This is a genomic window from Streptomyces sp. NPDC005878 (genome assembly GCF_040629815.1).
Taxonomy (GTDB): domain Bacteria; phylum Actinomycetota; class Actinomycetes; order Streptomycetales; family Streptomycetaceae; genus Streptomyces.
Genome location: NZ_JBEXWK010000009.1, coordinates 15,879 through 41,396, shown reverse-complemented (window position 1 = coordinate 41,396; position 25,518 = coordinate 15,879). Strand labels below are relative to the sequence as shown.

General features: G+C 70.6%; 21 protein-coding genes. 10 read left to right on the top strand and 11 right to left on the bottom strand.

The features are described 5' to 3' along the window. Positions 1-48: 48 nt before the first annotated feature. The 3 genes from ABZ404_RS16270 to ABZ404_RS16260 all read right to left on the bottom strand — a co-directional run bounded on the left by ABZ404_RS16270 (position 49) and on the right by ABZ404_RS16260 (position 3,573). Positions 49-1,104, bottom strand: coding sequence for a ParB/RepB/Spo0J family partition protein (locus tag ABZ404_RS16270; RefSeq protein ID WP_358832662.1), 1,056 nt, complete (start codon positions 1,102-1,104; stop codon positions 49-51). 553 nt (positions 1,105-1,657) lie between these two features. Further along, positions 1,658-2,026, bottom strand: a complete 369-nt coding sequence (locus tag ABZ404_RS16265) for an antibiotic biosynthesis monooxygenase family protein (protein WP_358832661.1) — start codon at positions 2,024-2,026, stop codon at positions 1,658-1,660. Positions 2,027-2,067: 41 nt separating this feature from the next. Then, on the bottom strand, positions 2,068-3,573 hold the full coding sequence (locus ABZ404_RS16260) for an FAD-dependent monooxygenase (protein ID WP_358832660.1): 1,506 nt from the start codon (positions 3,571-3,573) through the stop codon (positions 2,068-2,070). A 497-nt stretch (positions 3,574-4,070) separates the two neighbouring features. Here ABZ404_RS16260 and ABZ404_RS16255 point away from each other — a divergent pair, with 497 nt between their 5' ends. The 3 genes from ABZ404_RS16255 (at position 4,071) to ABZ404_RS16245 (ending at position 6,456) form a co-directional block, all read left to right on the top strand. Continuing rightward, positions 4,071-4,526: a VOC family protein gene (locus tag ABZ404_RS16255; RefSeq protein ID WP_358832659.1), complete on the top strand. Its 456-nt coding sequence runs from the start codon at positions 4,071-4,073 to the stop codon at positions 4,524-4,526. A gap of 331 nt (positions 4,527-4,857) precedes the next feature. Continuing rightward, on the top strand, positions 4,858-5,685 hold the full coding sequence (locus tag ABZ404_RS16250; protein ID WP_358832658.1) for an NAD(P)H-binding protein: 828 nt from the start codon (positions 4,858-4,860) through the stop codon (positions 5,683-5,685). A gap of 18 nt (positions 5,686-5,703) precedes the next feature. After that, entirely contained in the window at positions 5,704-6,456 is a 753-nt protein-coding gene (locus ABZ404_RS16245; protein WP_358832657.1) for a gamma-glutamyl-gamma-aminobutyrate hydrolase family protein, read from the top strand. 222 nt (positions 6,457-6,678) lie between these two features. On the opposite strand, the gene ABZ404_RS16240 is transcribed toward ABZ404_RS16245, so the two are convergent. The 3 genes from ABZ404_RS16240 to ABZ404_RS16230 all read right to left on the bottom strand — a co-directional run bounded on the left by ABZ404_RS16240 (position 6,679) and on the right by ABZ404_RS16230 (position 10,845). Continuing rightward, complete coding sequence (locus tag ABZ404_RS16240; protein ID WP_358832656.1) at positions 6,679-7,551, bottom strand: sigma-70 family RNA polymerase sigma factor; 873 nt, start codon at positions 7,549-7,551, stop codon at positions 6,679-6,681. 169 nt (positions 7,552-7,720) lie between these two features. Further along, positions 7,721-8,485: an NAD(P)H-binding protein gene (locus ABZ404_RS16235; RefSeq protein WP_358832655.1), complete on the bottom strand. Its 765-nt coding sequence runs from the start codon at positions 8,483-8,485 to the stop codon at positions 7,721-7,723. 170 nt (positions 8,486-8,655) lie between these two features. Next, on the bottom strand, positions 8,656-10,845 hold the full coding sequence (locus tag ABZ404_RS16230; protein WP_358832654.1) for an MMPL family transporter: 2,190 nt from the start codon (positions 10,843-10,845) through the stop codon (positions 8,656-8,658). 238 nt (positions 10,846-11,083) lie between these two features. On the opposite strand from ABZ404_RS16230, the gene ABZ404_RS16225 reads away from it, so the two are divergent. The 7 genes from ABZ404_RS16225 (at position 11,084) to ABZ404_RS16195 (ending at position 19,760) form a co-directional block, all read left to right on the top strand. Beyond that, positions 11,084-12,019: a sigma-70 family RNA polymerase sigma factor gene (locus ABZ404_RS16225; protein ID WP_358832653.1), complete on the top strand. Its 936-nt coding sequence runs from the start codon at positions 11,084-11,086 to the stop codon at positions 12,017-12,019. Positions 12,020-12,850: 831 nt separating this feature from the next. Next, a complete protein-coding gene (locus tag ABZ404_RS16220) occupies positions 12,851-13,201 on the top strand; it encodes a 4Fe-4S dicluster-binding protein (protein WP_358832652.1) in 351 nt (116 codons plus the stop codon). Further along, positions 13,198-15,117 (top strand): hypothetical protein, encoded by a 1,920-nt coding sequence (locus ABZ404_RS16215; protein ID WP_358832651.1) that lies wholly within the window; start codon positions 13,198-13,200, stop codon positions 15,115-15,117. The genes ABZ404_RS16220 and ABZ404_RS16215 overlap by 4 nt, the downstream gene beginning before the upstream one ends. Positions 15,118-15,150: 33 nt before the next feature. Beyond that, on the top strand, positions 15,151-16,530 hold the full coding sequence (locus tag ABZ404_RS16210; RefSeq protein WP_358832650.1) for an amidase family protein: 1,380 nt from the start codon (positions 15,151-15,153) through the stop codon (positions 16,528-16,530). 3 nt (positions 16,531-16,533) lie between these two features. Further along, positions 16,534-18,036, top strand: coding sequence for a glutamine synthetase family protein (locus tag ABZ404_RS16205; protein WP_358832649.1), 1,503 nt, complete (start codon positions 16,534-16,536; stop codon positions 18,034-18,036). A 52-nt stretch (positions 18,037-18,088) separates the two neighbouring features. Then, positions 18,089-19,375 carry an adenylosuccinate lyase gene (purB, locus tag ABZ404_RS16200; RefSeq protein WP_358832648.1) on the top strand — a complete coding sequence of 429 codons (1,287 nt, stop codon included), beginning with the start codon at positions 18,089-18,091 and terminating at the stop codon, positions 19,373-19,375. Further along, positions 19,359-19,760: a GNAT family N-acetyltransferase gene (locus ABZ404_RS16195; protein ID WP_358832647.1), complete on the top strand. Its 402-nt coding sequence runs from the start codon at positions 19,359-19,361 to the stop codon at positions 19,758-19,760. The genes purB and ABZ404_RS16195 overlap by 17 nt, the downstream gene beginning before the upstream one ends. 294 nt (positions 19,761-20,054) lie before the next feature. On the opposite strand, the gene ABZ404_RS16190 is transcribed toward ABZ404_RS16195, so the two are convergent. The 5 genes from ABZ404_RS16190 to ABZ404_RS16170 all read right to left on the bottom strand — a co-directional run bounded on the left by ABZ404_RS16190 (position 20,055) and on the right by ABZ404_RS16170 (position 25,509). Beyond that, positions 20,055-20,837 carry a response regulator transcription factor gene (locus tag ABZ404_RS16190; protein WP_067166387.1) on the bottom strand — a complete coding sequence of 261 codons (783 nt, stop codon included), beginning with the start codon at positions 20,835-20,837 and terminating at the stop codon, positions 20,055-20,057. A gap of 734 nt (positions 20,838-21,571) precedes the next feature. Then, a complete protein-coding gene (locus ABZ404_RS16185; RefSeq protein WP_358832646.1) occupies positions 21,572-21,886 on the bottom strand; it encodes an acyl-CoA carboxylase epsilon subunit in 315 nt (104 codons plus the stop codon). A 28-nt stretch (positions 21,887-21,914) separates the two neighbouring features. Continuing rightward, a complete protein-coding gene (locus ABZ404_RS16180) occupies positions 21,915-23,498 on the bottom strand; it encodes an acyl-CoA carboxylase subunit beta (RefSeq protein ID WP_358832645.1) in 1,584 nt (527 codons plus the stop codon). Between the two features lie 56 nt (positions 23,499-23,554). After that, entirely contained in the window at positions 23,555-24,226 is a 672-nt protein-coding gene (locus ABZ404_RS16175; protein ID WP_358832644.1) for a 4'-phosphopantetheinyl transferase superfamily protein, read from the bottom strand. Beyond that, on the bottom strand, positions 24,223-25,509 hold the full coding sequence (locus ABZ404_RS16170; protein ID WP_358832643.1) for an MFS transporter: 1,287 nt from the start codon (positions 25,507-25,509) through the stop codon (positions 24,223-24,225). The genes ABZ404_RS16175 and ABZ404_RS16170 overlap by 4 nt, the downstream gene beginning before the upstream one ends. Positions 25,510-25,518 lie beyond the last annotated feature (9 nt).

The window sequence follows — 25,518 nt, the reverse complement described above, 5'->3', positions numbered from 1 at the left end:
GCGGTGTTCAGCGCGTGGCGGCGCTGCCACGGCCGGTGCCCGGCCGGCTCACTCGGCCCGCTGCTGGAGCTGCTCGGCAAGGGTCTGCCAGGCGGCGGCGCAGCTGCGTGCGAGGTCGGCGACCTCCGGTGCCCAGTGGCCGGGCAGACCGCGGCCGAGGGTCTCCATGCCCTCGCCGTCCACCGTGTAGTGGTGGAGCCAGCGCAGGGTGCGCCGGCCGGCCTCGTTGAGCCGCAGCGAGGGGTCCTCGCTCAGCTTGGCGAGCAGCTTCTGCCGGTCGACGGTGATCTCCCGCCGCTCGCTGCGGGCGCTCACCGCCCGCTGCGTCTGCCGGGGCACCACGGGCGTGCCCGGCGCCGGGCTCTGGCCCGCGGCCGTGCGGTAGCGGCCCGGTACGGGGTCCTCGCCCCGGTCGATGCGCTGGCGCACGTCCCGCACGGTGGCCGGGGAGAGGCCGGTCGCCCGGGCCACCTCGCGCAGCCCCGCGTCGGGCCGCTCGTGGATCATCGCGGCGGCCTGCTGGCGGCGGTATCCGCTGTCCAGCGGGCGCAGCCGGCCGTCGCGGCCCAGGCGCGCGTTCGACTGCGGAGCGTCCGCCGAGGAGCGGGACCGGATCCGGGAGATCGTCTTGTCGGAGAGGCCCACCGCGGCGGCGACGGCCCGGTCGGACCACTGCGGGTGGGTCATGATGATGCGCGCGGCGGCGACCGAGCGGTCGGAGCGCGACAGCGGCAGACCGTGGGTGACGTTGGCCTTGACCGCCAGGACGTAGGCGGCGCCCTCGTCGCAGTCGACCATCCGGGCCTGGATGGTGGTCCGGCCGTTGAGGAGCGCGGCGCGCACCCGGTGGGTGCCGTCGATGACGCGCATCGACGAGCGGTGGACGGTGATCGGCGGCAGCGAGTCGCCGGCTTCGGCGAGCACGCGCACGTGGTCCTCGTCCGCACCGCCGAGACGGGGCGAGTCCTCGAAGACCAGGGAGTCGATGCGTACTTCACCGGCGGGATGCGACTCGATCCAGACCATGGAGGTCACGACCTCGTCGAGGTCCGCCGCGTGGATCTTCAGTAACTGATCGTCAATTGATTGCTCGGCCAGACTCACTTTGCGCCCCCTCGCAATGAATCGGAACCGGAATCCACTTCCGGTGTGCGAAATGAAAGGCGACGGGAGAAGCCTTGTCAACCACCCCGGAGCCGGTTCGCCGGGCGCCCGATTCCCTTGTGGGACAAGGCTGTTCACGCGCGCGCAAGGCGTGGACCGGGCAGCCCGAAGGGCCCCCGGAGGAGCGCGGAGGGCCTCGCTGTACGGGGGCAAACGGCGGACGAACAGAGCGGAAGTTCAGGTTCCGTCAAGTGCGGACAACCTTCTGTACCGTCGGAGGTGAACAGTCGGGGGAATCGATCCACCGAGGAGGACCGGACGTCAGGGAGCGTCAGAAGCCGGGCCGGAATCGCACATTCCGGGGTGGTGATCCGCTTCGCACTCGTGATGCGGCCGGTCCGCTTCCCCGCCGCCGGGGTCGGCGCCGCTCGCGTTCCCGTCCCGCGGCGACGACCCGGCTGACGCCAAGTGGCGTGAACTTGGCCGGTTTTATGGCCGAGAACAGACCCGGAACCCGTCACATCGGCGTGACGGGCCCCGGGCCCGTGCGGCGTCACTCGCCGCAGATGCCCTCGACCGCGACCTTCTCGTACAGATGGGGCGAGACCGTGCAGCCCTCCGGGTACCCCGAACCGCCGGGACGGGCCTGGAGGTTGCCGTGCGCCGCCGCCAGATGGGCGGCGGACTGCCAGACCGCGATGTTCACCAGGTTGCGGCTGCCGGCGATGCCCCGGTGCATCTGCGTGGAGACGAAGCCGGGCTGCCGCGTGAAGTATGCGGCGTCCTCGCGCCAGAGCGCCAGGAACTCCTCGGTCCTGCCCCGCGGAACGGTGAACGTGTTGACCAGCACCACCTGGCCGGTCCGTTCCCGGAGTTGCTCCGTATAAGGAGTGGTCTCGTCTGCCTCCACGAATTCGATCACAAGGCCTCCTGCGGGTGGGCGGGTCGAGCCGGAGCGCCGCCTCAGCGCGGCGAGCCGAACCAGCGCGCGAGCGCGTCGAGCAGCTCACCGCCGTCCGGGGCGACCCAGGCTACGTGCCCGTCGGGACGCAGGAGGACGGCGTCCGGCGTCGTCCCCTCCGCCGTGTCGGCCGGGACCCAGCCGTCCGGGACGATGTCCACCCGGTCCGACCAGCTCGCCCCGGTGACGATGTCGATCCGGTCGGACCAGCCCTCGGCGAGCCGGGCCGGCTCCGTGCTGCCGTCCGCGACGACCAGCACACCGCGCGCCCGGTGCAGCAGCTCCGAGACCCGGGTGGTGGAGCCGTCCCCGAGCTTGACCTCGCGGTCGGGCATGCGCAGCCCGAGCAGCGGATGCCCCGCGGCCCCGCCCATGTCGTACCGGATGCCGAGGCCGCTGACGTGCCCGGCCAGGCGCCGCGCGGCGTCCGGCGACTGCACCAGCTCGCGCATCACCTCGCGCATCGGCTCCATCTCGTCGCCGGTGAGATAGAGGGAGGCCTGGGCGAGGGTGTTGCGCAGCAGCTTCTCGCCCACCGGGTGCCGTTCGGCGTGGTAGGTGTCGAGCAGTCCCTCGGGCGCCCAGCCGTTCACGGTGGCGGCCAGCTTCCAGCCGAGGTTCACCGCGTCCTGGACGCCGACGCTCAGCCCCTGGGCGCCGGCCGGGATGTGGATGTGGGTGGAGTCGCCGGAGAGCAGCACCCGGCCGCGCCGGTACTCGGCGGCCTGGCGCGTGGCGTTGGTGAACGCGCTGACCCACTTCGTCTCGGCCCCGTGCAGCGACTGCCCGGTGAGCTCCTGCCAGGAGTCCGCGATCTCGGTGAAGGTCACCTTGCTGCTGTCGCGGGGAGTGAGCTTCGCCGGGTGGATGATGATCCGGGTCACCCCCTCCTCCAGGCGGATCGCCATCACCATGCCGCCGTCGACCCGTTCGCCGATCACCCGCGGCTTGATGTCGGGGCGGTCCACGACGTCCGCCACGTACATCCCGCGGGTGGCCTCGCGTCCGGGGAAGTCGATGCCGGCCAGCTTGCGGATCCGGGAGCGCCCGCCGTCGCAGCCCACCAGGTACCGCGCGGTGTGCTCGGCGCGGCCGTCCGGCCCGTCCACCACCACGGTGATGTCGTCCGGCCCCTCCCGGTAGTCGACCACCTCGTATCCGCGGCGCACGTCCGCGCCCAGGTCCGTGGCCCACGCCTCCAGGATCTCCTCGATGCGGTACTGGGGCACTCCGCGGATGCCGAAGTGGTTGTCCTCCAGGGCGGTGAAGTCGATGCGCACACCGCCGAAATGGCCCTCGTTGCCGATCTCGATGTTCCCGAAGCGGGCCAGCAGTCCGCGCTGGTGGAAGACCTCCGCGGCCCGCCGGGTGAACCCGACTCCGCGCGACTCCCCGCTCGGGGTGGCTCTCTGCTCGTAGACGACGACGTCGACGCCGTTCAGCCGCAGTTCGCCGGCCAGCATCAGCCCGACGGGTCCGGCACCGGCAATGATCACGCCAGTTCCCATGGTTCGTCCTCCTGGATGAGATATGCGAGATCGAATTCAGCGGTTCGGGAATCCACTCGCAACGCCCCGCGACGGCGCTCAATCGGCCTGTCGAGATCGAAAACGGAGCGTTGAATGTGATCATGCTCAGCGGCTCCCACCAAAGACCTTTCGGGCCGCCGAAGAAGTCTGCAACTCGTCGATCAGGGGCGTCAAGGGGAATGGGTCCTGCTGTTTTCCATGGCCCCGGTGAACGCCTCTCCGGCCCCTTTCGTCAACCTTCTTGAAATACGCCCCGGGACTCCCGGTGATCCTTTTCCGCCCTTCGGAAGGGGAGTGATAAACGGAATAGGAATGACGTATTCAACAGACCGAAGTGCCTTGTTCCGGATACGCGCCCCGAGATCAAGATCCAATGGGCCGCTCGACCTCGACTTTCCGCGGTTGCCCTCTTGACTCGGAGAAATGGATGTTGGAATGGTGATCCACGCAGAACACCAGACTTAATAAGGAGAGCGATGTCCTCCGCAGTCACGCAGAAGCTCACGGTTTTTCTGGCGTTCCCGCAGGATGCCGAGGAGGCGGTGACCTTCTACACGTCCCTCTTCGACGGCTCAGAGGTGATCAACACCATTCGCGCCCGGGCCGGTGAGCCGGGCTGGGTGGAGGGAACCCTGCAACACGCGGTCTTCACCCTGGCCGGCCAGCAGTTCATGTGCATCAACATTCCGCCGGAGGGCGCCCGGGGCTCCGACCACGCCCCGTGGGACACGTACGCGTTCTCCCCCGCGATGGCGGTGTACGTGCAGTGCGACTCGGACGAGGAGTTCGACCGGGTCTTCGAGGGCCTCTCCGAGAAGGGTGAGGTGATCATGCCGGTCGGCACCTACGGGTTCAGCGCCAAGTTCGCCTGGGTCAACGACCGCTTCGGCGTCTCCTGGCGGATCAACCTCTCCGAGAGCAAGACCGCGTAACCGCACGTCCCCGCTCCACCGTCGGCCATGAGGCACTGCCGCCTCATGGCCGACGCTTCCCTGCGGAAACGTTTTTTCAATGGCCGCCTACTTACCGGTCGGTCACGTGTTCGCGGAACTCTCCGCACGGCGATCCGCAGCGCCGCCCTCCACCGCTCACCCGCCCCACACGGCACGGCTCTTCGCCGCCCTTTTCACCCTCCGCGCGCTTTTCCCTGCCCGGATTACGCGCGACTGGATCACCTGGGGCCGGAATACCCGTGCCCGTATGCGTTGCCCTCGCGAGATGCACGACATCCCTCGGACGTCCCCCTTGACCACGGGAGAAGACATGATCTTGGTAACCGGCGCGACCGGGAACGTCGGCAGAAACATCGTCGACGAGCTGCTGAAATCGGGAGAGCGGGTGCGGGCCATCGCCCGCGACCCCGCCAAGTGCACCCTGCCGGGCGACGTGGAGGTACTGGCCGCCGACCTGAGCCGGCCCGAGACCCTGGGCCGGGCACTGCGGGGAGTTGAACGGCTCTATCTGTGGCCGGTGTTCGGCGAGCTCCAGGGAGCGGTCGACGCCATCGCCCGGGCCGGGGTGCAACATGTGGTCATGCTGTCTTCCGAGGCGGTCACCTATGCTGCCGAAGAGCCGCACATCGCGTGCGAGAAGGCAGTCGTCGAGTCGGGAATGTCATGGACGTTCCTGCGGCCGAGCGCGTTCATGTCCAACGATCTCCTCTGGATACCCCAGATCGCCAAAGACGGAGTGGTGCACGGTGTGTACGGAAGTTCCGCGATGGCGCCGATCCATGAGCGCGACATCGCGGCGGTCGCGGTGAAGTCCCTGCTCGCGGCGGAATCCGGCACGATCCACGCGATCACCGGGCCCCAGTCGCTCAGCCAGGAGGAACGGGTGCGCCTCCTCGGCGCCGCGCTCGGCATCCCCACCCGCTTCCAGGAGGTGCCGCGCGAACGCGTCCGCGCCGCGATGGTCAACTACCTCTCCGGGTACGTGGCCGACCAACTCCTGGACCGGCGCGCGAAGTTGCTGGGCATGGAGGCGGAGGTCCTGCCCACCGTCGAGCTCGTCACCGGCCGCCCCGCCTACACGTACGCCGAGTGGATCACCCACCACGAGGCGGAGTTCCGCCCCGTACTCAAGATCTGACCCTTTGTGAGGTGCACTGTGCATTCCGCCGTCAACGAGACCCTGAGCTCGCTGGACCGCACACGCCGGCCCGTCATCGGCATCACGGCCGTCGTGACCCAGATCAAGTTCGCGATCTTCGAGATGGACGCGACGTTCGTTCCGCAGACGTTCGTCCAGAAGGTCGCCGACGCCGGTTGCATACCGGTGCTGCTGGCTCCGCAGCCGGGTGTGGAGCAGACCATCGGCGGGCTCGACGGTCTGCTGCTGCTCGCGGGTCCCGACGCGGACCCGGCGCTGTACGGGCAGGACAAGCACGAGAAGACCGGTTGGAACGACACCACCCGCGACCGGGCCGAACTCGCCCTGATCGAGGCCGCGTTGGCGGACGACCTGCCCACGCTCGGCATCTGCCGCGGTGAGCAGCTCATCAACATCCTGCGCGGCGGCACCCTCCACCAGCACCTTCCGGAGATCGTGGGCCACGACAGCCACTCCCCCGGCGGCAAGGAGTACGGGCAGCAGAAGGTGCGGCTCGAACCCGGCAGCCACCTCGCCGAGTTCCTGAAGAAGGATGTCGTGCCCTGCCACCACCACCAGGTCATCGACCGGGTCGGCGAGGGTCTGACGGTGACCGCTTGGTCCGAGGACGGGACGGTGGAGGCGATCGAGGTCGACGGCCACCCGTTCGCGGTCGGTGTGCAGTGGCACGCCGAGGAGTCCGACGACGACAGCCCGTTCACGGCGCTCGCCGAGGCGGCGCGGCAGCGGATGGCGGTCCGGCGCGGCTGATCCGCGCCGGCTCGGAGTCCGCTCAAGGAACGACAGAGGCGCAGCACGGCCGGATGGCCGGGCTGCGCCTCTTGGTGTTGCATGGAACGTGCCGGGCGGAGCGGGGGTTCGGGGGGTGTTCGCCGTGGGAACCGGAGAGTTCTCGCGCGGAGAAACCCTCGGAAACAGGGAGCGTTCCCGGTTTCCCGGCCCCTTCCGCGCCCGCGTCCGGGGGACCGCCGGCTACTCCGCCAGGATCTTCACGTCCATTTCGTCCAGGTGTCCGGGGTCCGCGAGCATGTCGATCGCGGCGATCCGGCCGTCCACGACGATGAAGTCGAACACCACCTTCACACTGCCGTTCGGCGCCCAGACCATGCCCGGGGCCCCGTCCACCAGGGCGAGCTGGGCGACCTGGGCCCGGCCGGAGAACGTCTTGGCGACCGCCTGGGCACCGAGGGCTCCGCTCGCGCCCATCGCCAGGGCGGCGCCGTCGACCCGGACGACGACCTCGGGGTCGAGCAGGGCGAGCAGTTCGTCGAACCGGCCGCCGCGCGAGGCGGCGAGGAAGGCGTCGACGATCTGCCGCTGGCGGCCCCGGTCCGCGGTGGGCGCGGCCTCGGCGTTCTGCACCCGGCGGCGCGCCCGGCTGGCGAGCTGCCGGGTGGCGATGGTGGAGCGCCCCACCACCGGGGCGATGTCGTCGAAGGGGACGGCGAACATGTCGTGCAGGACGAACGCGAGCCGCTCGGCCGGGGAGAGCGTGTCGAGCACCACGAGCAGCGCCGGGCCGACCGAGTCGACCAGGACCGCCTCCTGTTCGGGGTCCGCGCTCTCGTGCGCGCCGTGGTGGACGGGCGGTGGCCGCTCGCCCAGCAGGTCCTCGCGCCGCGACTCGCGCGAGCGCAGCATGTCCAGGCAGACGCGCGCGACGACCGTGGTCAGCCAGCCGCCCAGGTTCTCCACGGCGCTCACGTCCGCGCGGCTGAGCCGGAACCAGGACTCCTGCACGGCGTCCTCGGCCTCGCTCAGCGAGCCCAGCATCCGGTAGGCGACCGCCCGCAGATGGGGGCGGTACGCCTCGAAGCGCTCCGCCAGCAGTTCGGTCTCGTCCATGGTCAACATTCCTCCACCGGGCCCGTCGTCACGCACTGCGAAACCCAGCCTATGGGACAAGTCACATCACGTTCATAATGCGGATGTTCGGTATCCAGTTCGGTCATTGCCTAGGAAATGGGCCTTCGGGGAGGTGGGCCGTCCGCCCGCTGCCCCCGCCCGGACCCGGTCAGCCGAGCCGGGAGGCCAGGAACTCCTCCCAGGTCACCCGGGCCGTGTCGTAACCCTCGCGCGGGCCCTTGGGCAGCAGGCCGCCGGCCCGGATCCTCCCCAGGCCCGGCATCCACACCGGGACCACCGGAGAGCCGCGGTGGACGGCCTTGAGGTAGGCGCGGATCATCGCGACCGCGTCGGTGGCCTGCGGCCCCACGAGGTCGGGCACCCGCCCGGCCGGCTTGTCCAGGGCCAGCTCGGCGAGCCGGGACGCCACCTCCTCCGGGTCGATCGGCTGCACCTTGAAGCCGGCGGGCACCGGGACCAGCGGCAGCTTCTTCGCCTTCCGGGCCCCGTTGAGGATGAAGTCGTAGAACTGGGTGACGCGCAGCAGCGTCCACGGCACCTCGGACCCGGTGACCACCCGCTCCGACTCCAGCTTCGCCTTGAAGTAGCCGAACGAGACGTCCTCGACGCCGACGATGGAGATGTAGACGAGGTGGGCGACGCCCGCCGCCCCGGCCGCGCGGACCAGGTTGCGGGTGGCCTCGGCGTCGCCCTTCTTGTCACTGGCGCAGTGCACGAGCGTGCCCACGCCCTCGACGGCGGGGCCGATGCCCTGGTCCTTGGCGAGGTCGCCGGTCACGTAGGTGACACCGTTCTGCGCCGGGCGGCTCTTCCTGCTGAGCACCCGGACGTCGGCGCCGGCGTCCCGCAGCCGCGAGACGACCAGTCGTCCCAGCGTGCCGGTGCCGCCGGTCACCAGGATGGGCGACGTCATGGCTCCTCCTTCGTTGAAGTGTCGCCACACTGACGATGCGGCCCGCGAAAGTGTGACGTCCGGGTTCCGGACCGGCCCCGGACGCACGACGGGCGCACCGCTTCCCGGAGGAAACGGTGCGCCCGCGATCGAGGTCGGGGACGAGCCGGTGCGCTCTCGTCCGTACGGGGTCAGCCCAGCCGCGCCGACTCGGCGCGCGGCCCGACCGGGAGGTCCGCCTCGTCGCGCTCGGGGTGGCCCGGGCGCCAGAACTTCGGCCCGAGCTCCAGCGCGAGCGCCGGGATCAGCAGGCTGCGGACGATGAACGTGTCCAGCAGGATGCCGACGGCCACCAGCAGGCCCTGCTGGAGCGAGGCCACCGTCGGGATGGCCGCGAGGACGCTGAAGGTGGCGGCGAGGACCAGGCCCGCCGAGGTGATCACACCACCGGTGACGGTGAGGCTGGTGAGGACGCCGTCGCGGTGGCCGCGCTTGCCGACCTCCTCCCGGGCCCGGGTCATCAGGAAGATGGTGTAGTCGACACCGAGGGCCACCAGGAACAGGAAGCCGAACAGCAGCAGCCCCCGGTCGATCCGCGGATACCCCACGGCGTGGAAGAGCAGGGCCGCCGCGCCCACGGCCGCGGTGTACGAGAGCACCACCGACAGCAGCAGCATCAGCGGTGCCACCAGCGCCCGCAGCAGGATGATCAGCATGATCAGGACCACCGCGAGGATGAGCGGGATCAGTACCTTCTCCTCCTTGCCCTGGGCGTCGGAGGTGTCGAGCGCGATCGCCGTCTGCCCGCCGACCACCGCGTCCTGGGCCTCGCCGGAGGCCCGGTCGAGCGCGGTGCGCATACGGTCGACGGTCGCGCGAGCGGCCTCGGTGTCCGGCGCGTTCTTCAGGACGGACTCGATGTGCGTCCAGCCGTTCCTGGACGCCACGGTGGTCGCCTTGGTGACGCCGGGCACGCCCTGGACCGTGGAGAGCGCGGAGGCCGCGCCCGCGTCCTTGACGTACACGTCGGCGGGGGCCGAGGAGCCGGCCGGGAAGTGCTCGGACAGCAGCTCCTGGCCCGCCACCGAGTCGACCTTCTTGGTGAACTGCTCGGCCTGGGTCTGGCCGGTGGACAGCGACATCGCGCCGAACGCCAGCGCGCCGAGCACCAGGACCGTACCGATCCAGATCGGGCGCGGCCTGCGGCCCACGAAGCCGGAGATCCGTCCCCAGAAGCCGTGCTCCTTCTCGACGCTCGCGTCCACGTACTGCGCCGAGTAGCGCGGGGTGAACGGCCAGAAGACCCAGCGGCCCAGGATCACCAGGAACGCGGGCAGCAGCGTGGTCATCGCGAAGTAGACGATGACGACGCCGAGGGCGACGACCGGGCCCAGACCCCGGGTGGAGTTCATGGAGCCGAACACCAGGCAGAGCGTGGCGATGCCGACGGTCGCCGCGGAGGCGGTGATCGCGGGCAGGCAGCGGCGCAGCGCGTACACCATCGCCTCGTGGCGGTCCTCGTGGCGGTGCAGCTCCTCGCGATAGCGCGCGATCAGCAGCAGCGCGTAGTCGGTGCCGACGCCCAGGACCAGGACGATCAGCACATAGGCGCTCTGGCCGTTGACCGTGAGCCCCGCGTGTTTGGCGAGGAGGTAGACGACGGCGCTGGCGACCTGGCTGGCCAGGCCCACCGAGAGCAGCGGGATCAGCCACAGGATGGGGCTGCGGTAGGTGAACAGCAGGAAGATCGCGACGAGTCCGAGCGTGGCACCCATCAGGGCGCCGTCCATACCGGAGTAGACATCGATGAAGTCGGCGATGCTGCCGGCCGGGCCCGTGATCCTGACGTCGAGGCCGTCCGGCGCGTCCTTCTCCGCCGCCTTGCGCAGGTCCTTCACGCCGTCGCCCAGGACGCTGTTGTCACTCTTGTCCGACTTGATGGGGACGCTGAGGAAGGCGGCCTTGTTGTCGGAGGCGACCGTGACCGGCGGGATCTCCGCCGCGGCGATCCGGTCCGTGACGAACCGGACCCGGTCGGCGTTGACCTTGGCCAAGTCGGCGCCGCTCAGGCCGTCTTCGCGCGCGTAGACGACGACCGCGCCGAGGCGGCCCTTGTCCTGGAAGTAGTCCTCGGCGATCTTCACCGCCTTCGTCGCCTGCGCGTTCTTCGGCAACCAGGTCTGGGCCTCGTTGTTCTGTACGTCACCGAGCTTGGCCGCGAGGGACCCGCCCACGACGATGAGCAGCACCCACAGCACGAGGACGGCCCACTTGGAGCGGCGGCCGGCGACGGCCCTCGCGTACGTGTGGGCGAACGAAGACGTGGCTGGGGGCGGCGGCTCCTCGATGGACTGCCTCGGTGATGGAGGATGCGTCGTCATGACTGCTCGCTAAGGGTCGGGAGCCCCGCGCGGCCGTGCGGCGCTCAGGGCTCGGTCGAACTCGGTCTGTTCGAGGGGCCTCCCCTGTACGACCCGATCGCCTCGACCCGATCGGGGTACCTCTTCCTGTCACATGAGCTGGGTTTTGTTCGTCACTGCTATGACGGAACGTGGCCAGAGGGTGTGACCGTGACGCGTTCGTCACTCACTGACGGAGCGCGACGAAGGAATGTGACCGATGGACGACGGCGAATGGCTGGCGCGGCGTTTCGAGGAAAGCCGCCCGCATCTGCGGGCCGTGGCATACCGGATGCTGGGCTCGCTGAACGAGGCCGACGAAGCCGTCGAGGAAGCGTGGTTACAGATCATCGACAGCGGCGACGACGCCACGGACGAGGGGGTCCGGGGCCTGCCCGCATGGTTGATGACGGTGGTCGCCAACGTCTCCCTCGACCGGCTGCGCTCGCGCAGGACGGTCTTCCCCGGCACGCTGCTGCCGCGGGTGCCGGCGGCGCGCCGGGCGCCGGACGATCTGGCGGCCCCGGTGCCGGCCGCGCTGGCGGCGGACCTGGCCCGGATGGGCCCGGCGCACCAGGAGTTGCTCGCGGACTCGGTGGGCCTGGCACTGCTGGTGGTCCTGGAGACGCTGGACCCGGCCGAGCGGATGGCGTTCGTCCTGCACGACCTGTTCGGTCTGCCCTACGAGGAGATCGCGCCCATCGTCGGCGCCGCCGGGGCCGGGGCCGCCCGCGAACTGGCGGGCCGGGCGCGGGTGCGGGTGCGGAGCGTGGACCCGCTGCCCGAGGCGGGCCCGGACCGGATGCGGCGGATCGTGGACTCCTTCCTCACCGCCTCGCGCGGCGGTGACTTCGACACGCTGGTGGCGATGCTCGACCCCGAGGTGGTGCTGCACGCCGACCCGGAGGCGGTGGCGGCGGGCGCGCCGGGCGCCGAGGTGCGGGGGGCCGCCTCGGTGGCCAGGACCTTCTCGGGCCGGGCCCGTTACGCCCGACTGGCGCTGGTGGACGGGGCGGTGGGCGCGGTGTGGGCGCCGCGCGGACAACCCCGGGTGGTCTTCGGCTTCACGATCGTGGACGAGCGGATCACCGGGATCGACATGCGGGCCGCTCCCGACCGGCTCAGCCGGACGGATCTGACGATCCTGGGCGAGTGAGGGGACGCCACGAGGCGTACTCCAGCGGCTCCAGCCGACGTCCGGACCAACAGCGGCGCGTCACCGGGAGGAAGACCCGGTGGCGCGCCGCCCGCGTGCGGCCACGGGCGCCATCCGCCTCCGGCGCCGTCCGCGCGGCTGCCTCGTTGAACAATTGACGTCCCGGGGAAATCCTCCCCCGTTTTCCGGCCGCATACGCAGGCGCCTCTTACCGGCCCCGCTTACCGCCCCCTCTTACCGGGTGGCGTCGATCACTTTATGCGCCGCGTCGATCAAGGGATTCCCTTTTCCTCGCCCCCGTTCCGGCGAGACGGAAATGCGCACGTGAATGGATAGCGGACACCGCGCCCGTAAACCGGTGCGGTGACAGCCGCGAGCGGCGGCGCGCACAGGTGCCGTACCAGGGGGTGCGCGCAAGGTGTTCGACTGCGAAAGTTCCGCGGTTGCACGGGCGCCCTTCGCGTATACCTTCGTACGGAGCATCCGCCGAGGCCCCCGGCCCGCGGCTCGCCGGTCGGCCAAGATCCCTTGGTTCTCGCAGGTCAGAGACGTTCCCTGGGGGTGTCCGCGCCGCCTCCGCCGCGTCCGCGCGGTGCTGACTCGAGCATATTGCATCCCCTTGCCCCACCGGGGATTATCAGGAGTCCGCGCGATTCAAGATTCCCTCCAGCAGGAATCCACCGAACGTTTTGATCCGCGCCTGCACACCGCTCGCCCGCCGTTCCCATGAAGCGGGCCTCCGTGTAATTCTGGCCGACGTCGCCACGGTGCGGCGCGCTATTGATGCTCTCTTACGTGGTCACGAGCGAAACAGGACAAGAGGGGGGCCACATGCCCACGAATACTTCGGACGACTCACTCGACGAGGTGGAAGGCTCGGTATCCGGGCGCAACAAGGTGATCGCCGAGCGCAAGCGCAGCGAGACCTGGAAGAAGCCCCCGCGCCGCATCGAGCGGGCCGAGTGCATCACCTGCGACACCTGCCTGCGTGCCTGCCCGCCCGAGTTCAACGCCATCTTCGACAACGGGCTCGACGTCGTCATCATCCCCGAGCTCTGCTCGGGCTGCCCCAAGTGCGTCCTGGAGTGCCCCGTCGACTGCATCTACGTGGACGAGGACTGGACCCCGACGTCCGACGCGATGTGGAACCACATCGGGCTTACCGCTGAGGGTGTGTCATGACCAGTTTCGCCGAGCGCAACGGCACGTCGCGCCGCGCCATCAACGCCAAGAAACGGCAGAGCCGCCGGCCCAGCCGCCTGGGCGCGGTGGCCGGGGCCACGCCGAAGCCGGACCGCGTCAAGGACGAGGAGGCGGGCTTCCCCACCCTCCTGAAGAACGCCTGGGAGAAGGCCGTCGAGGCCCGGGACCTGCGGACCGCGGTGAACACCCTGCTCACCCTGGACGGCCATGTCCCCGCCGACGTCCAGCTGCGCGCGCTGCGCACCGCGGACGAGGCGGCGCTCAAGGTGCTCTGCGGCATCTCCTGGCGCGAGGAGGACCTGCCCGCCCCGGTGCGCGACTCCCAGGAGCGCCCCGCGTTCCTGGGCGAGCTGGGCCTGACCACCACCGGCCGCATCGTCGTCCGCGTCCCCTCCCAGGGCTCGCTCGCCGACGAGGAGAACCTGGTCGACGGTGTGATGAGCGTGCCGTGGTCGGCGCAGGACCTGCTCGACTACGAGAGCGAGGTCAACCGCGCCGCCGCCCGCTACGCCGACCAGGTCGTCGACTGCCGCCAGTGGCTGGCCGCGCTCGGCACCCCGGCCCGCGACGAACTCCTGGAGACCGTACGGGAGTCGGCGCTGCGCACCGCCCCCTTCGTCCTCCACCAGGAGGGGAAGCTCTACACCAACTTCCGCGAGGGCAACAACCTCATCGGCAAGACCCTGTGGGCGGGCCACCCCAGCGAGACGTTCAGCAGTCTGCTGGGCGTCGAGATGGAGCGCTGGTCCGACCACGACGCGATGCTGGTCGTCTGCCTCACCCTGCTCGTCCGGTCGGCGGGCGCCGGCCGCATCGAGGAGGCCAACGGCACCCAGCTCAGCCTGGACCACCTCGCGTATCTGCTGGAGCGCACCCGGCGCAACTACAACGCGGTGCCCGGCGGCGAGCCGGTCCCGGCCGCGCCCACCCACCGGGTCGAGGCGCTCAACACGCTGGCGAAGGCGCTGCGCGAGCGGCGCGTCGGGCACGTCCTGCCCAACGCCCAGCTCTACCGCGAGATCCACGGCGCGCTGATGCACAAGATCGAGCGCCTGGCCGGGCCGTACGGCGAGGAGTCGATGCGGCGCGAGGCGGAGCTTGTGGAGCGGCTGCGCGAGCGGCTCCCGGTCGCGGGCGCCACCTTCGAGGAGCTGAGCGCGAGCCTGACCGCCTCCCCCGACTGGCTGGCCCGCCCGTACGGCGACTTCGGCACCGGCCTCGAAGCCCTGGTGTACGAGACGGTGGCCGGGGCGACCGACGTCTTCGAGGCCGACTTCGCGATGAGCCGCGGCATGCGCTCCCTGCCGGAGCTGATGCGCGCCCTGCGCGAGCAGAGCTACGCCGAGATCACCAAGTGGGACATCACCGACTTCTTCTGCTGTGTCGTGCCGGCCCCCGCGGCCAAGCGCTACTTCGAGGACTCGGTGCCCCAACTCGCCGACACCGCCTGGGCGATGTCGTCGCGGATGCAGTACAACTCCTGGCACTTCATCGCCGGCAACCTGCCCAAGGTGCCCGCCGTGGTGGAGCGCGACCACTTCATCCCGCCGACCATCCCGGACGTCGCCTTCTACTCCGACCAGCACCACCACGGCCACGTCGCGGCCAAGGTGCGCTTCAGCATCCGCAGCCCGCAGGCGGTCGAGGTGCTGGGCCGGACGTTCAACGGGTTCATGGACCTGCGCCTGCTGCGCTGCGAGGGCCGACCGTTCGACGAGAGCGACCTGCTCGCCGCCCACCGGACCTCCGCCTTCATCGCCAGCGCCATGAGCGCGGCCGCCGCGCTGGTGGCCGCGGGCGAGGACATCGAGGTCACCGCCTTCGACTCCGCATGGCACCTCACGTCGGTCCAGGCCGCGGCGGCGAAAGCCAGGCAGCCGCACCCGGTGTCGTGACCGGCGCCCCACCTGTCCTTGCAAGGAGATCCGTTGACCTCCATCGGTGACATACGCGAGCTCCTCGCCCGGGGCGAGCTCACCGCGGCCGAGCACGTCCAGTCGGTCCTCACCGCCATCCAGAAGACCGACATCGAGCTCGGGGCGTTCGTCTCGGTCGCGGGCGACGAGGCCGTACGGGAGGCCGAGCTGGCCGACGCCCGGATCCGGGAGCTCGGCCGGGCGGCGTTCGAGCGGCAGCCGCTGCTCGGCATCACCGTCTCGGTGAAGGACCTGATCCAGACCGGGGACCTGCCCACCGCCCGGGGATCCCTCCTGGAGAACCGGCGGCCCCGCGCCGACGCGCCCTCGGTGGCGCGGCTGCGGGCCGCCGGGGCGATCGTCGTGGGCAAGACCACGACGTCGGAGTACGGCTGGAGCGCCTCCACGGTGAGCCGGGTGGCTCCGCCCACCCGCAACCCGTGGGACCCCGAGCTCACCGCCGGCGGCTCCAGCGGCGGCGCCGCGGCCGCGGTCGCGGCGGGCCTGGGCTCGGGGGCGCTGGGCACCGACGGCGCGGGCTCCATCCGCATTCCCGCCGCGTTCTGCGGGGTCGTCGGCTACAAGCCGTCGTTCGCCAAGGTGCCCTATGTGCCCGCCTGCGCCGACCGGCTCTCCCACCAGGGGCCGATCGCGCGGACCGTGCCGGACGTCGTCGAGCTCGCCTCGGTGATCACCGGCGGGCATCCGGGCGACCCGGACTCGCTGATCGGTACCGTCGACCTGCCGGGCCAGCGCCGCTCGCTGCGGATCGGCTGGATCGAGTTCCCGGGCACCTCCGCGGAGGTCCGCCGGGTCAGCGAGCAGGCGCTGCCCGCGCTGCACGCCCAAGGCCACCGCGTCGAGCGGATCGAGGTGCCCTTCCGCGACCCGTATCCGGCGCTCGTCGACATCCTCGCCGCCAGCGACGCCGCCTCCACCTCGCCCGCCGACGAGGAGTGGTGCGACCCGGGCCGCCTCGCGATCGTCCGGCACGGGCGCACGCTCAGCGGCGCGACCGTGATGCGGGCCGAGGAGGTGCGCCTCGCGCTGCGCACCACCCTGCACGAGATCTTCGACCGGTACGACCTGCTCGCCATGGCCACCGTGCCCATCGAGCCGTTCGACCCGTACGCGATCGGCCCCCAGTGGGCGAGCCGTCCACAGGACCTGCTCTGGCTGGCGTGGACACCCGCCACGTATCCCTTCAATATGACTGGCCAGCCGGCCGTTTCCCTCCCGGCCGGGCTCACCCGCGCCGGACTCCCGGTGGGGCTCCAACTCGTGGGCCCGTTCGGGGCGGACGATCTGGTCCTGTCCGCGGCACGCCGTCTCGAGGCGGACCTCGGTCCCCTGCCGGCCGCACCGGACCGAGTAACCGAAAGGATCCTGTAACCCATGTTCTCCCGGTCGTGGTCCCGCCCCTTCTCCGAGTCGGGCGGCGTCGGACGCCCCGCGTTCGTCACCGAGTTCGGCCTGTGGACCGATGAACAGGCCGCCGCCGCCGAGCAGATCGAGGCCTCCCTGAACGAGGTCGACCTCGTCCGCCTGGCCTTCGGTGACCCGCACGGTCTGGCCCGCTCCAAGACGCTGACCGTCGACGCGTTCCGCTCGGTCCTGCGCAACGGCATGGACTTCAGCTCCGGGCCCTTCATCTTCGACACCGGTCACGCCGCGGCGCTCGACTACCTCGCCGACCCCGGTGTGGGCGTCGACGAGATCGCCGGCGCGGGCAGCTTCGTGCTGGTGCCGGACCCGCTGACCTTCCAGATCCTGCCGCACGAGGGGCCGCGCACCGCCTGGGTGCTCGGCGACGAGTACCTGCGCGACGGCTCCCCGCACCCGCTCTCCGCGCGCAACGTGCTGCGCCAGGTCCTCGCCCGCTACGCGGCCCGCGACCTCACCCCGGTGCTGGGCCTGGAGGTCGAGTGGTACCTCACCAAGCGGCTGCCCGGCCCGCCCGGGAACGCGGGCAACGGCTTCGGCCTCCAGGGCGCGGCTCCCCAGGTCGAGGCGGTGAACTCCGGCTACCAGTTCAACCTGGACTCCCACTACGACTCGGTCGCCCACTTCACCAGCCCGCTCGCCCTCAAGCTCCTCCAACTCGGCCTGCCGCTGCGGTCGATCGAGCACGAGTCGGGTCCGGGCCAGATCGAGACGACCTTCAACCCGATGCACGCGATGGACACCGCCGACGCGATGCTGCTGTTCCGCACCGTGGTCAAGCAGACCGCGGCGCGCCAGGGCTACCACGCCACCTTCATGTCGCTGCCGCGCGTCGACAGCTTCGATCCGAGCGGCTGGCACCTGCACCAGTCGGTGATGGACGCGACCGGCCGCAACGTCTTCGCGGCCCCGGAAGGCGGTATCTCGGACCGGGGCCGGGCGTACATCGACGGTCTGCTGGCCCGCGCCCGCGACCTGTGTCTGCTCTCGGTGCCCACGGTCAACGGCTACCGCCGCCTCAGCTCGGAGTTCTCGCTCTCGCCGACCCGGATCGGCTGGAGCTACGAGGACCGCAGCGTGATGCTCCGCGTCGTCGGCGGCGGCTCCGCCACCCACGTCGAGAACCGGACCGGCGAGCCCACCGCCAACCCCTACCTCGCCATCGCGGCCCAGCTCTCCGCGGGCTTCGACGGGCTCACCGCCACCCCCGGCACGGCCCCGCGCTCGGCCGGCGCCGAGGGCGCTACCGAGACGCTGCCGCAGTCCCTCGACGAGGCTCTGGAGGCCTTCCGGGCCGGTCAGGGCGCCGAACTGCTCGGCAAGCCGCTCGCCGCCACGCTGGCCAAGCTCAAGGCGAGCGAGGTCTCCCGCTTCGAGGCCTGGCGCGCCCAGGAGCGGCCCGCCGAGGGCCAGGTCACCGAGTGGGAACAGCGCGAATACTTCGAGGCCTACTGATGGCCCCTGCGAACCACCTGTCGACAAGCTCACCCTGGGGGTGCTGGCCCATATGATTCCCCGCTATACCCTGCCCGCGATGGCGGACATCTTCTCGGACCAGGCGCGGTACGCGACCTGGGTCCGGGTGGAGATCCTCGCCTCCGAGGCCCAGGTGCGCCTGGGCCGGGTGCCCGAGGACGCCGTCGAGGACATGCGGCGGGCCCCGGTCCCAACGCCCGAGCGGGTGCAGGAGATCGAGCGGGAGCGGGACCACGAAGTGCTCTCGTTCCTCGCCGCCTACTGCGAGGGCATCCCCGACGAGTCGGCCCGCTGGGTCCACCTCGGCATGACGAGCTACGACCTCGTCGACACCTCCCTCGGGTACAACCTGGCCCGCGCCACCGACCTGGTCCTCGCGGCCGGCGCGGAGCTGCGCAAGGTCCTGGTCGAGCGGGCCCTTGAGCACTGGGAGACGGTCATCGTCGGCCGCACCCACGGGGTGCACGCCGAGCCGACCTCCTTCGGCCACAAGCTGGCGCAGTTCGCGTTCTCCGTGGACCGCTCGCTCACCCGCCTCAAGGCGGCCCGCAAGGCGGTGGCAGTGGGCACCGTCTCCGGCTCGGTCGGCACGTACGCGCTGATCGACCCCTCGGTGGAGGCGTACGTCTGCGAGGAGCTCGGGCTGGGAGTGGAGCCGGCGCCGAGCCAGGTCGTCGCCCGCGACCGGCACGCCCAGCTGCTCCAGGCCGTCGCCCTGCTGGGCGCGGGCATCGAGCAGATCGCCCTGGAGCTGCGGCTGCTCCAGCGCACCGAGGTCCGCGAGGTGGAGGAGCAGCGCACCTCCGCGTACCAGGGCTCCAGCGCCATGCCGCACAAGCGGAACCCGACCACCAGTGAGCGGCTGAACGGTCTGGCGCGGCTGCTGCGCGGGTACGCGGCCACCGCCCTGGAGAACGTGGCGCTGTGGCACGAGCGCGATCTGGCGCACCAGTCGGTGGAGCGGGTGATCCTGCCCGACGCGCTGGCGGTCGGCCACTTCCAGGCCACCATGGCGACCCGGCTCGTGCGCGACCTCAAGGTCTTCCCGGACCGGATGCGGGCGGGCATCGACCGCACCGACGGGCTGGTGTACAGCTCCGCCGTCCTCGCCGACCTGCTGGCCGACGGGGTGGAGCGGGAGAAGGCCTACCGCGCCGTCCAGGCCGCCGCGAACCGTACGATCGCCACCGGCGAGCACTTCGGGGACACGCTGCGCCAGGAGGGCATGGACATCGGCCAGCTGCGCCCTGAGCGTTTCCTCGTCAACCACGGCGTGATTCTCGATCGATTGGAGCAACTTCGTGACCTGGAAGATTGAGCGTGTGGACGGTGCGGACCTGGACCTCGAGGAGGTCCTGGAGGTCTACCGCTCCTCCGGGCTCGGGGAGCGCCGTCCGATCGAGGACGTGGAGCGGTTCGCCGCCATGGTGCGAGGCGCCAATCTCGTGGTCGTGGCGCGCGCGGAGGGCAGGCTGATCGGCATCGCGCGCAGCATCTCCGACTTCAGCTACGCCACCTACCTCTCGGACATCGCGGTGAGCGGCGACCACCAGCGCTCGGGCATCGGCCGGGCGCTGATCGAGGCCACCCGGCAGGAGGCCCCGCGGGCGAAGGTGATCCTGCTGTCGGCGCCTGCGGCGGTGGACTACTACCCGCACATCGGGTTCACGCAGCACAACTCCGCCTGGGTCCTCAACCCGTAGGCAGCGAGCGGCAGTTCACGAAGAAAGGCCCCCGCGCCGGCCGAGCCGGTCCGCGGGGGCCTTTTTTCGTGTGGTCGAGGTGTGCGAGGCCGATGTTGCACACCATGGATATCCCGGCGGATTACTGGTAAAGGAACGGGGCCCCCGGGGTATTCATCTCACCCCGGGGGCCCCGCCGTAAACCCGTCTCACCGCGGGCGGCCATTCACGGCCGCCGTCCGAAAGAATTCCTCGGACTTATGACGGTTGTTCAACTTGTTTTTCTCTTGCTGCGGTCGGGGCGAAAGGCGGAAATTACCCGTTGCCCAGCTTGAAACCGACCCCGCGCACGGTAATGATCCAACCGCTGTCGCCGAGCTTCCCGCGTAGACTGCTGACATGAGTGTCGACAGTGCGACGCGACCATGAGTCACCCCATACCTGCTGAAGCAGGCGTTTGCGCGGAATGACCGTGTCCGGATGCGAGGCGAGCAGGCAGAGCAGATCGAATTCCTTGCGGGTCAGCCCCACCTCGCGGCCGTCCAGGCTCACCTCGCGGGAGCTCACGTCAATGCGCAACCGCCCGTGCAAGATCTCTCTGGCAACGGGCGGCTGGAACCTCGCTCGGCGCATGACGGCTTCGATCCGTGCCATTAATTCGCGGAAGCCGTAGGGCTTGACCACATAGTCGTCCGCGCCGGCCTGGAGGCCGAGGACGCAGTCGAGCTCGGAGCCGCGGGCCGTCACGATGATGACCGGGATGCCGCTGACCGAGCGGATGGCCCGGCAGACCTCCAGGCCGTCGAGGTCCGGCAGCTCCAGGTCCAGCAGGACGAGGTCGACGTCCTCGTACGCCTGAAGGGCGGTGCTGCCGCTCTTCACGCCGATGGCCTCGTGGCCGTGCCTGCGCAGCCGGCACACCAGGGACTCCGCGCCGTCGACGTCGCTGTCGACCACGAGGATCCGCCGGCCCCGGGAGAGGCCGGCCACCCTGCGCACCGCTTCCGACACGCCCTCTTCGATCAGGTGTGGTCCTCCTGGACCACGCTGGACAGGTATATGAGGCTCCAGCACTGCCTCTGACGAACTCTGAGTCATGCCTCCCCCGCGAGTCATGTCCCTCCCCCATCTGAGTGAGTCCACTGTGAGATCCGATCCGGATGTCACCGACGAACAACGACGAACCTACAGACCGCTGCTACGGAATTCAAAGAGGTTCGAGCAAATAACAAATAAACTGTGTCGGTTATTGAGCGAGATCGGACAGGGCGCCCTCTTCGTTTCCCTACGTGATCACGACGGGGAGCCCTCGTCAACCAGTCCTCGCCATGCGGAAGCGGAACACTGGCAGGTCCGTTGATTCAACCAAGGGTAACGCGCCGCGACTCGCATAATCCGGCCATCTTGGCGCACCTCTGACGTTGACGTAGCCATGACATGATGTTGGCCACAGCAGCCTGGAGGTTTACGGAATTGGGGCGGGTCCGCTGACAACAAGTTAAATAACAGGTGTCCAAGTGGCGTCTCGATGGCCGGTGGCTTGAAGAGACCGGTACTGCGCCTCAGTCGGGCGCGTCCCGCGCCTCCCAGCGCTCCCTGTGATCGGGCTGTAGCTTGCAGTACGCCAACACCTGCATGACGAAGACCCCCATTCACCGCACAGAATGGTCGGCGGGGAGAGTGTGTGTCAAGTAAAGTCCGGCGGCCTGAACAGCGCTGCGCCCCGGGCGGGGCCGCCCCGGTCCGGACGGCCCCACCCGGGGCGGTGCGCACCACTCGGTGCGCGGAATGCGCCTCTGCGGACCGTAATTGACGGCCCGTCAGTAATAGGGTCAGGCCAGCACCGGGCCGCCGGCGCGCCAGGTGCGCGGGCCGTCGAAGCCCGTCGCCCGGTCGGTACGGCGCCAGCTCGCCGAGCGCCGCTGCCGGGGGATCATCACCCGGGCCGCCTCCGCCCGCGCCTCCATGGCGGAGAAGTGCGCGAAGAACAGCGCGGCGAGCGCCGCCAGTTCCTCCGGATCCGGATTACCGCGCTCCACTCTCAGTAGCTCACGGCAGTGCTCCAGGGTCATCCCGGCGGGCTCGGCGGCGCTCCGGGCGGTCTCGGCGGTCTCGGCGGTCTCGGTGATCCGGGTCATCTCGCTCATGTCGGTCCCCTCATCTCGTAAGTCGTGCCTACTGGGGCGGGTTGCCGTGCTTGCGGCGCGGCAGTTCGGCGTCCTTGGCGATGAGCATCGCCACCGAACGGCACAGCACCGAACGGGTCTCGCGCGGGTCGATGACGTCGTCGACCAGACCGCGCTCCGCCGCGAAGTAGGGGTGCACCAGCTCGTTCTTGTACTCCTCGATCTTCTGCGCGCGCATCGCGTCGGGGTCGTCGGCCGCGGCGATCTCGCGGCGGAAGACCACGTTCGCCGCGCCCTCGGCGCCCATCACCGCGATCTCGTTGGTCGGCCAGGCGAACGCGAGGTCCGCGCCGATCGAGCGCGAGTCCATCACGATGTAGGCACCGCCGTACGCCTTGCGCAGCACCACCGAGATCCGCGGCACGGTCGCGTTGCAGTAGGCGTAGAGCAGCTTCGCGCCGCGCCGGATGATGCCGTCGTGCTCCTGGTCCACGCCCGGCAGGAAGCCGGGGACGTCGACCAGGGTGATCAGCGGGATGCTGAAGGAGTCGCAGAACTGGACGAACCGCGCGCCCTTCTCGCTCGCCTTGATGTCCAGGACGCCCGCCATCGCGGAGGGCTGGTTGGCGACGATGCCGACGACGTGGCCGTCGAGCCGGGCCAGCGCGACGACCAGGTTGGGCGCCCAGTTGGCGTGGATCTCCATGTACTCGCCCTCGTCGACGAGCTCCTCGATCACCGAGCGCACGTCGTAGGAGCGGTTGCCGTCGGCCGGCACCAGGTCGAGCAGGGCCGTGCCCTCGCGGTCCACCGGGTCCGAGGTCTGTGCCAGCGGCGGCATCTCCCGGTTGTTGGACGGCAGCAGCGACAGCAGGTAGCGGACCTCGGCGAGGCAGGTCTCCTCGTCGTCGTACGCGAAGTGCGCCACGCCCGAGACCCCGGCGTGCACGTCCGCGCCGCCGAGCCCGTTCTGCGTGATCTCCTCGCCGGTCACCGCCTGCACCACGTCCGGGCCGGTGATGAACATCTGCGAGGTCTCGCGGACCATGAAGACGAAGTCGGTCAGGGCGGGCGAGTAGGCGGCGCCGCCCGCGCACGGCCCCAGCATCACGGAGATCTGCGGGATCACCCCGCTGGCCCGGGTGTTGCGCTGGAAAATGCCGCCGTAGCCCGCCAGCGCCGAGACGCCCTCCTGGATCCGGGCGCCGGCGCCGTCGTTGAGGGACACCAGGGGCGCACCGGCCGCGATGGCCATGTCCATCAGCTTGTGGATCTTGGAGGCGTGGGCCTCCCCCAGGGCGCCGCCGAAGATCCGGAAGTCGTGCGCGTAGACGAAGACCGTACGGCCCTCGACCGTGCCCCAGCCGGTGATGACACCGTCCGTGTACGGCTTCTTGGCCTCCAGGCCGAAGCCGGTCGCCCGGTGCCGGCGCAGCTGCTCGACCTCGGTGAAGCTGCCCTTGTCCAGGAGGAGTTCGATGCGCTCGCGCGCGGTCAGCTTGCCCTTGGCGTGCTGCGCCTCGGTCGCGCGCTCGCTGGGGCCGCGGACGGCCTGCTCCTTGCGCTCGCTCAGCTCGTCCAGCCGGTCGGTGACCTCGCCAGAGGACGGTGTGGTCGGCGTGGTCGGCGTCATGTGGTGTTCCCCCTGTAGGTTGCGGATCCTTGGTGCGGAATCGACTGCCTTCACGGTCACGTCGGGTGGTGGCGCAGGGCCGCCGCGGCGGCGTAACCCGGCTGGACGGGCACGTTGCGCACCGTCCAGCCGTGCGGGCGGTCCGGGGCGTCGCGGTCGCCCAGGTAGTCCGCCGCGGGTGAGCGGGTGAGGCCGGTGCCCAGCCCCTTGAGATAGGCCTCCTTGCGGGTCCACAGCCGGGCGAACGCCACCGTCCGCTCGGCCGCGGGCAGCGCGCGCAGCTCCTCGCGCTCCTGCGGGTGCAGCCGGGGCAGCACCATCTCGACGGCCTCGGGCGACGGGACGCGCTGGACGTCCACGCCCACCGGGGCCGCCGCGACCCCGATGGCGATCAGGCCGTGGCTGTGCGAGAGGTTGAAGTGGAGCGGCAGCGGCGGATCGATCAGCCGCGGCTTGCCGTACGGGTCCTCGCCGCGGCCCAGCACGAGCCGGCCGGGCTCCAGACCGGTGTAGGCGGCGAGCAGGGCGCGCAGGGTGGCGTGCGCGGTCACGTACTGGATCCGGTCGCGGGCGGACACGTAGGACGCGGCCCGCGCCTCCTCCATCGCGTCCAGCGCCCGCATCAGCGGGCACACCGGCGCCACCTCCTCGGCGGGCGGCCGGAAGACCAGCAGGTGCAGCCGTCCCGCCGCGGGGGCCGCCCGCAGCGGCGTACGGGTCGCGTTCACCGGCCCACCGCCTCGTGGACGGGGCCGCCCTGCCCGTCGCCCTCGGGCGTCTGGAGGGCCTTGGCGGCCCCGGTGCGGGCGGGTCGGCGGTCGTACGCCAGCGCGGTGAGCGCGGCCGCCAGCGAGACCAGGCCGCCGACGTAGAAGCCCGAGCGGGCGCCCAGGTGCTCGGCGAGCCAGCCGATGAGCAGCGAGCCGAGCGGGGTCGAGCCCTGGAGGATCAGGGTGTACAGCGCCATGACCCGGCCCCGGTAGCGCGGGTCGCTGCCGAGCTGGACGCGGTGGTTGACGGCCTGGACGAAGAAGATGGTGGCGCCGCCGGTGAGCGAGAGCAGCACGATCGCGGTGGCGAAGTTCGGCGCCCAGCCCGCCACCGTCTCCAGCGCCGCGAAGACCAGGGCCGCGCCCACCACCAGACGGCTGGAGGGGCGGGTGCGCCGGGCGGTGGTGGCGAACGCGGCGATCAGCGAGCCCGCCGCGAAGCCGGTGGTGAGCAGCCCGAAGGAGGCCGCGTCGGCGTGGAAGACGGTCTTGGCGTACAGCGGCAGGGTGAGCTGGAAGTTGAGCCCGAAGAGGGAGATCACCCCGACGAGGAGGAGCGGCAGCTTCAGGTCCGGGCGCCCGGCGACGTACCGGAGCCCGTCGACCACCCGGGGCCGGGTGTCCTGCCGGGCGCCGAGCAGGAGCTCGCCGGGCCGCATCATCCGCAAGCCGATCACGGTCGCCAGATAGCTGACGGAGTTGAACAGCATCACCCAGCCCGTGCCGAAGCCCGTGATGAGCAGTCCCGCCAGGGCCGGCCCGACCACCCGGGCGGTGTTGAAGTACGCGGCGCTCAACGCCGAGGCGTTGGGCAGCAGTTCGGGCCCGACCAGCTCGCTCACGAACGACATCCGGGTCGGCACCTCGACGGCGTTGACGACCCCGAGGCCGAGCGCGCACAGCCAGATGTGCCACAGCTGGACGGCGTCCGCGAACGCCAGCACCGCAAGCACCAGCGCGAGCACACCGGACGCCAGGTTGGCGCAGGTCAGCAGCAGCCGCTTGTCGTAGCGGTCGGCGAGGCGGCCGCCGTAGAGGGTCAGCAGCAGCAGCGGGGTGAACTGGAGCGCGGTGACGACGCCGAGGGCGGTGCCGGAGTTGTCGGCCAGGCCCAGGACGATCCAGTCCTGGGCCACGACCATCATCCAGGTGCCCGCCACGGAGACGACCTGCCCGGCCGCGAAGAGCCGGAAGTTCCGTACGGCCAGGGAGCGGAAAGGATGGGCGAAGGTGCTGGTCATAGGCTCGGA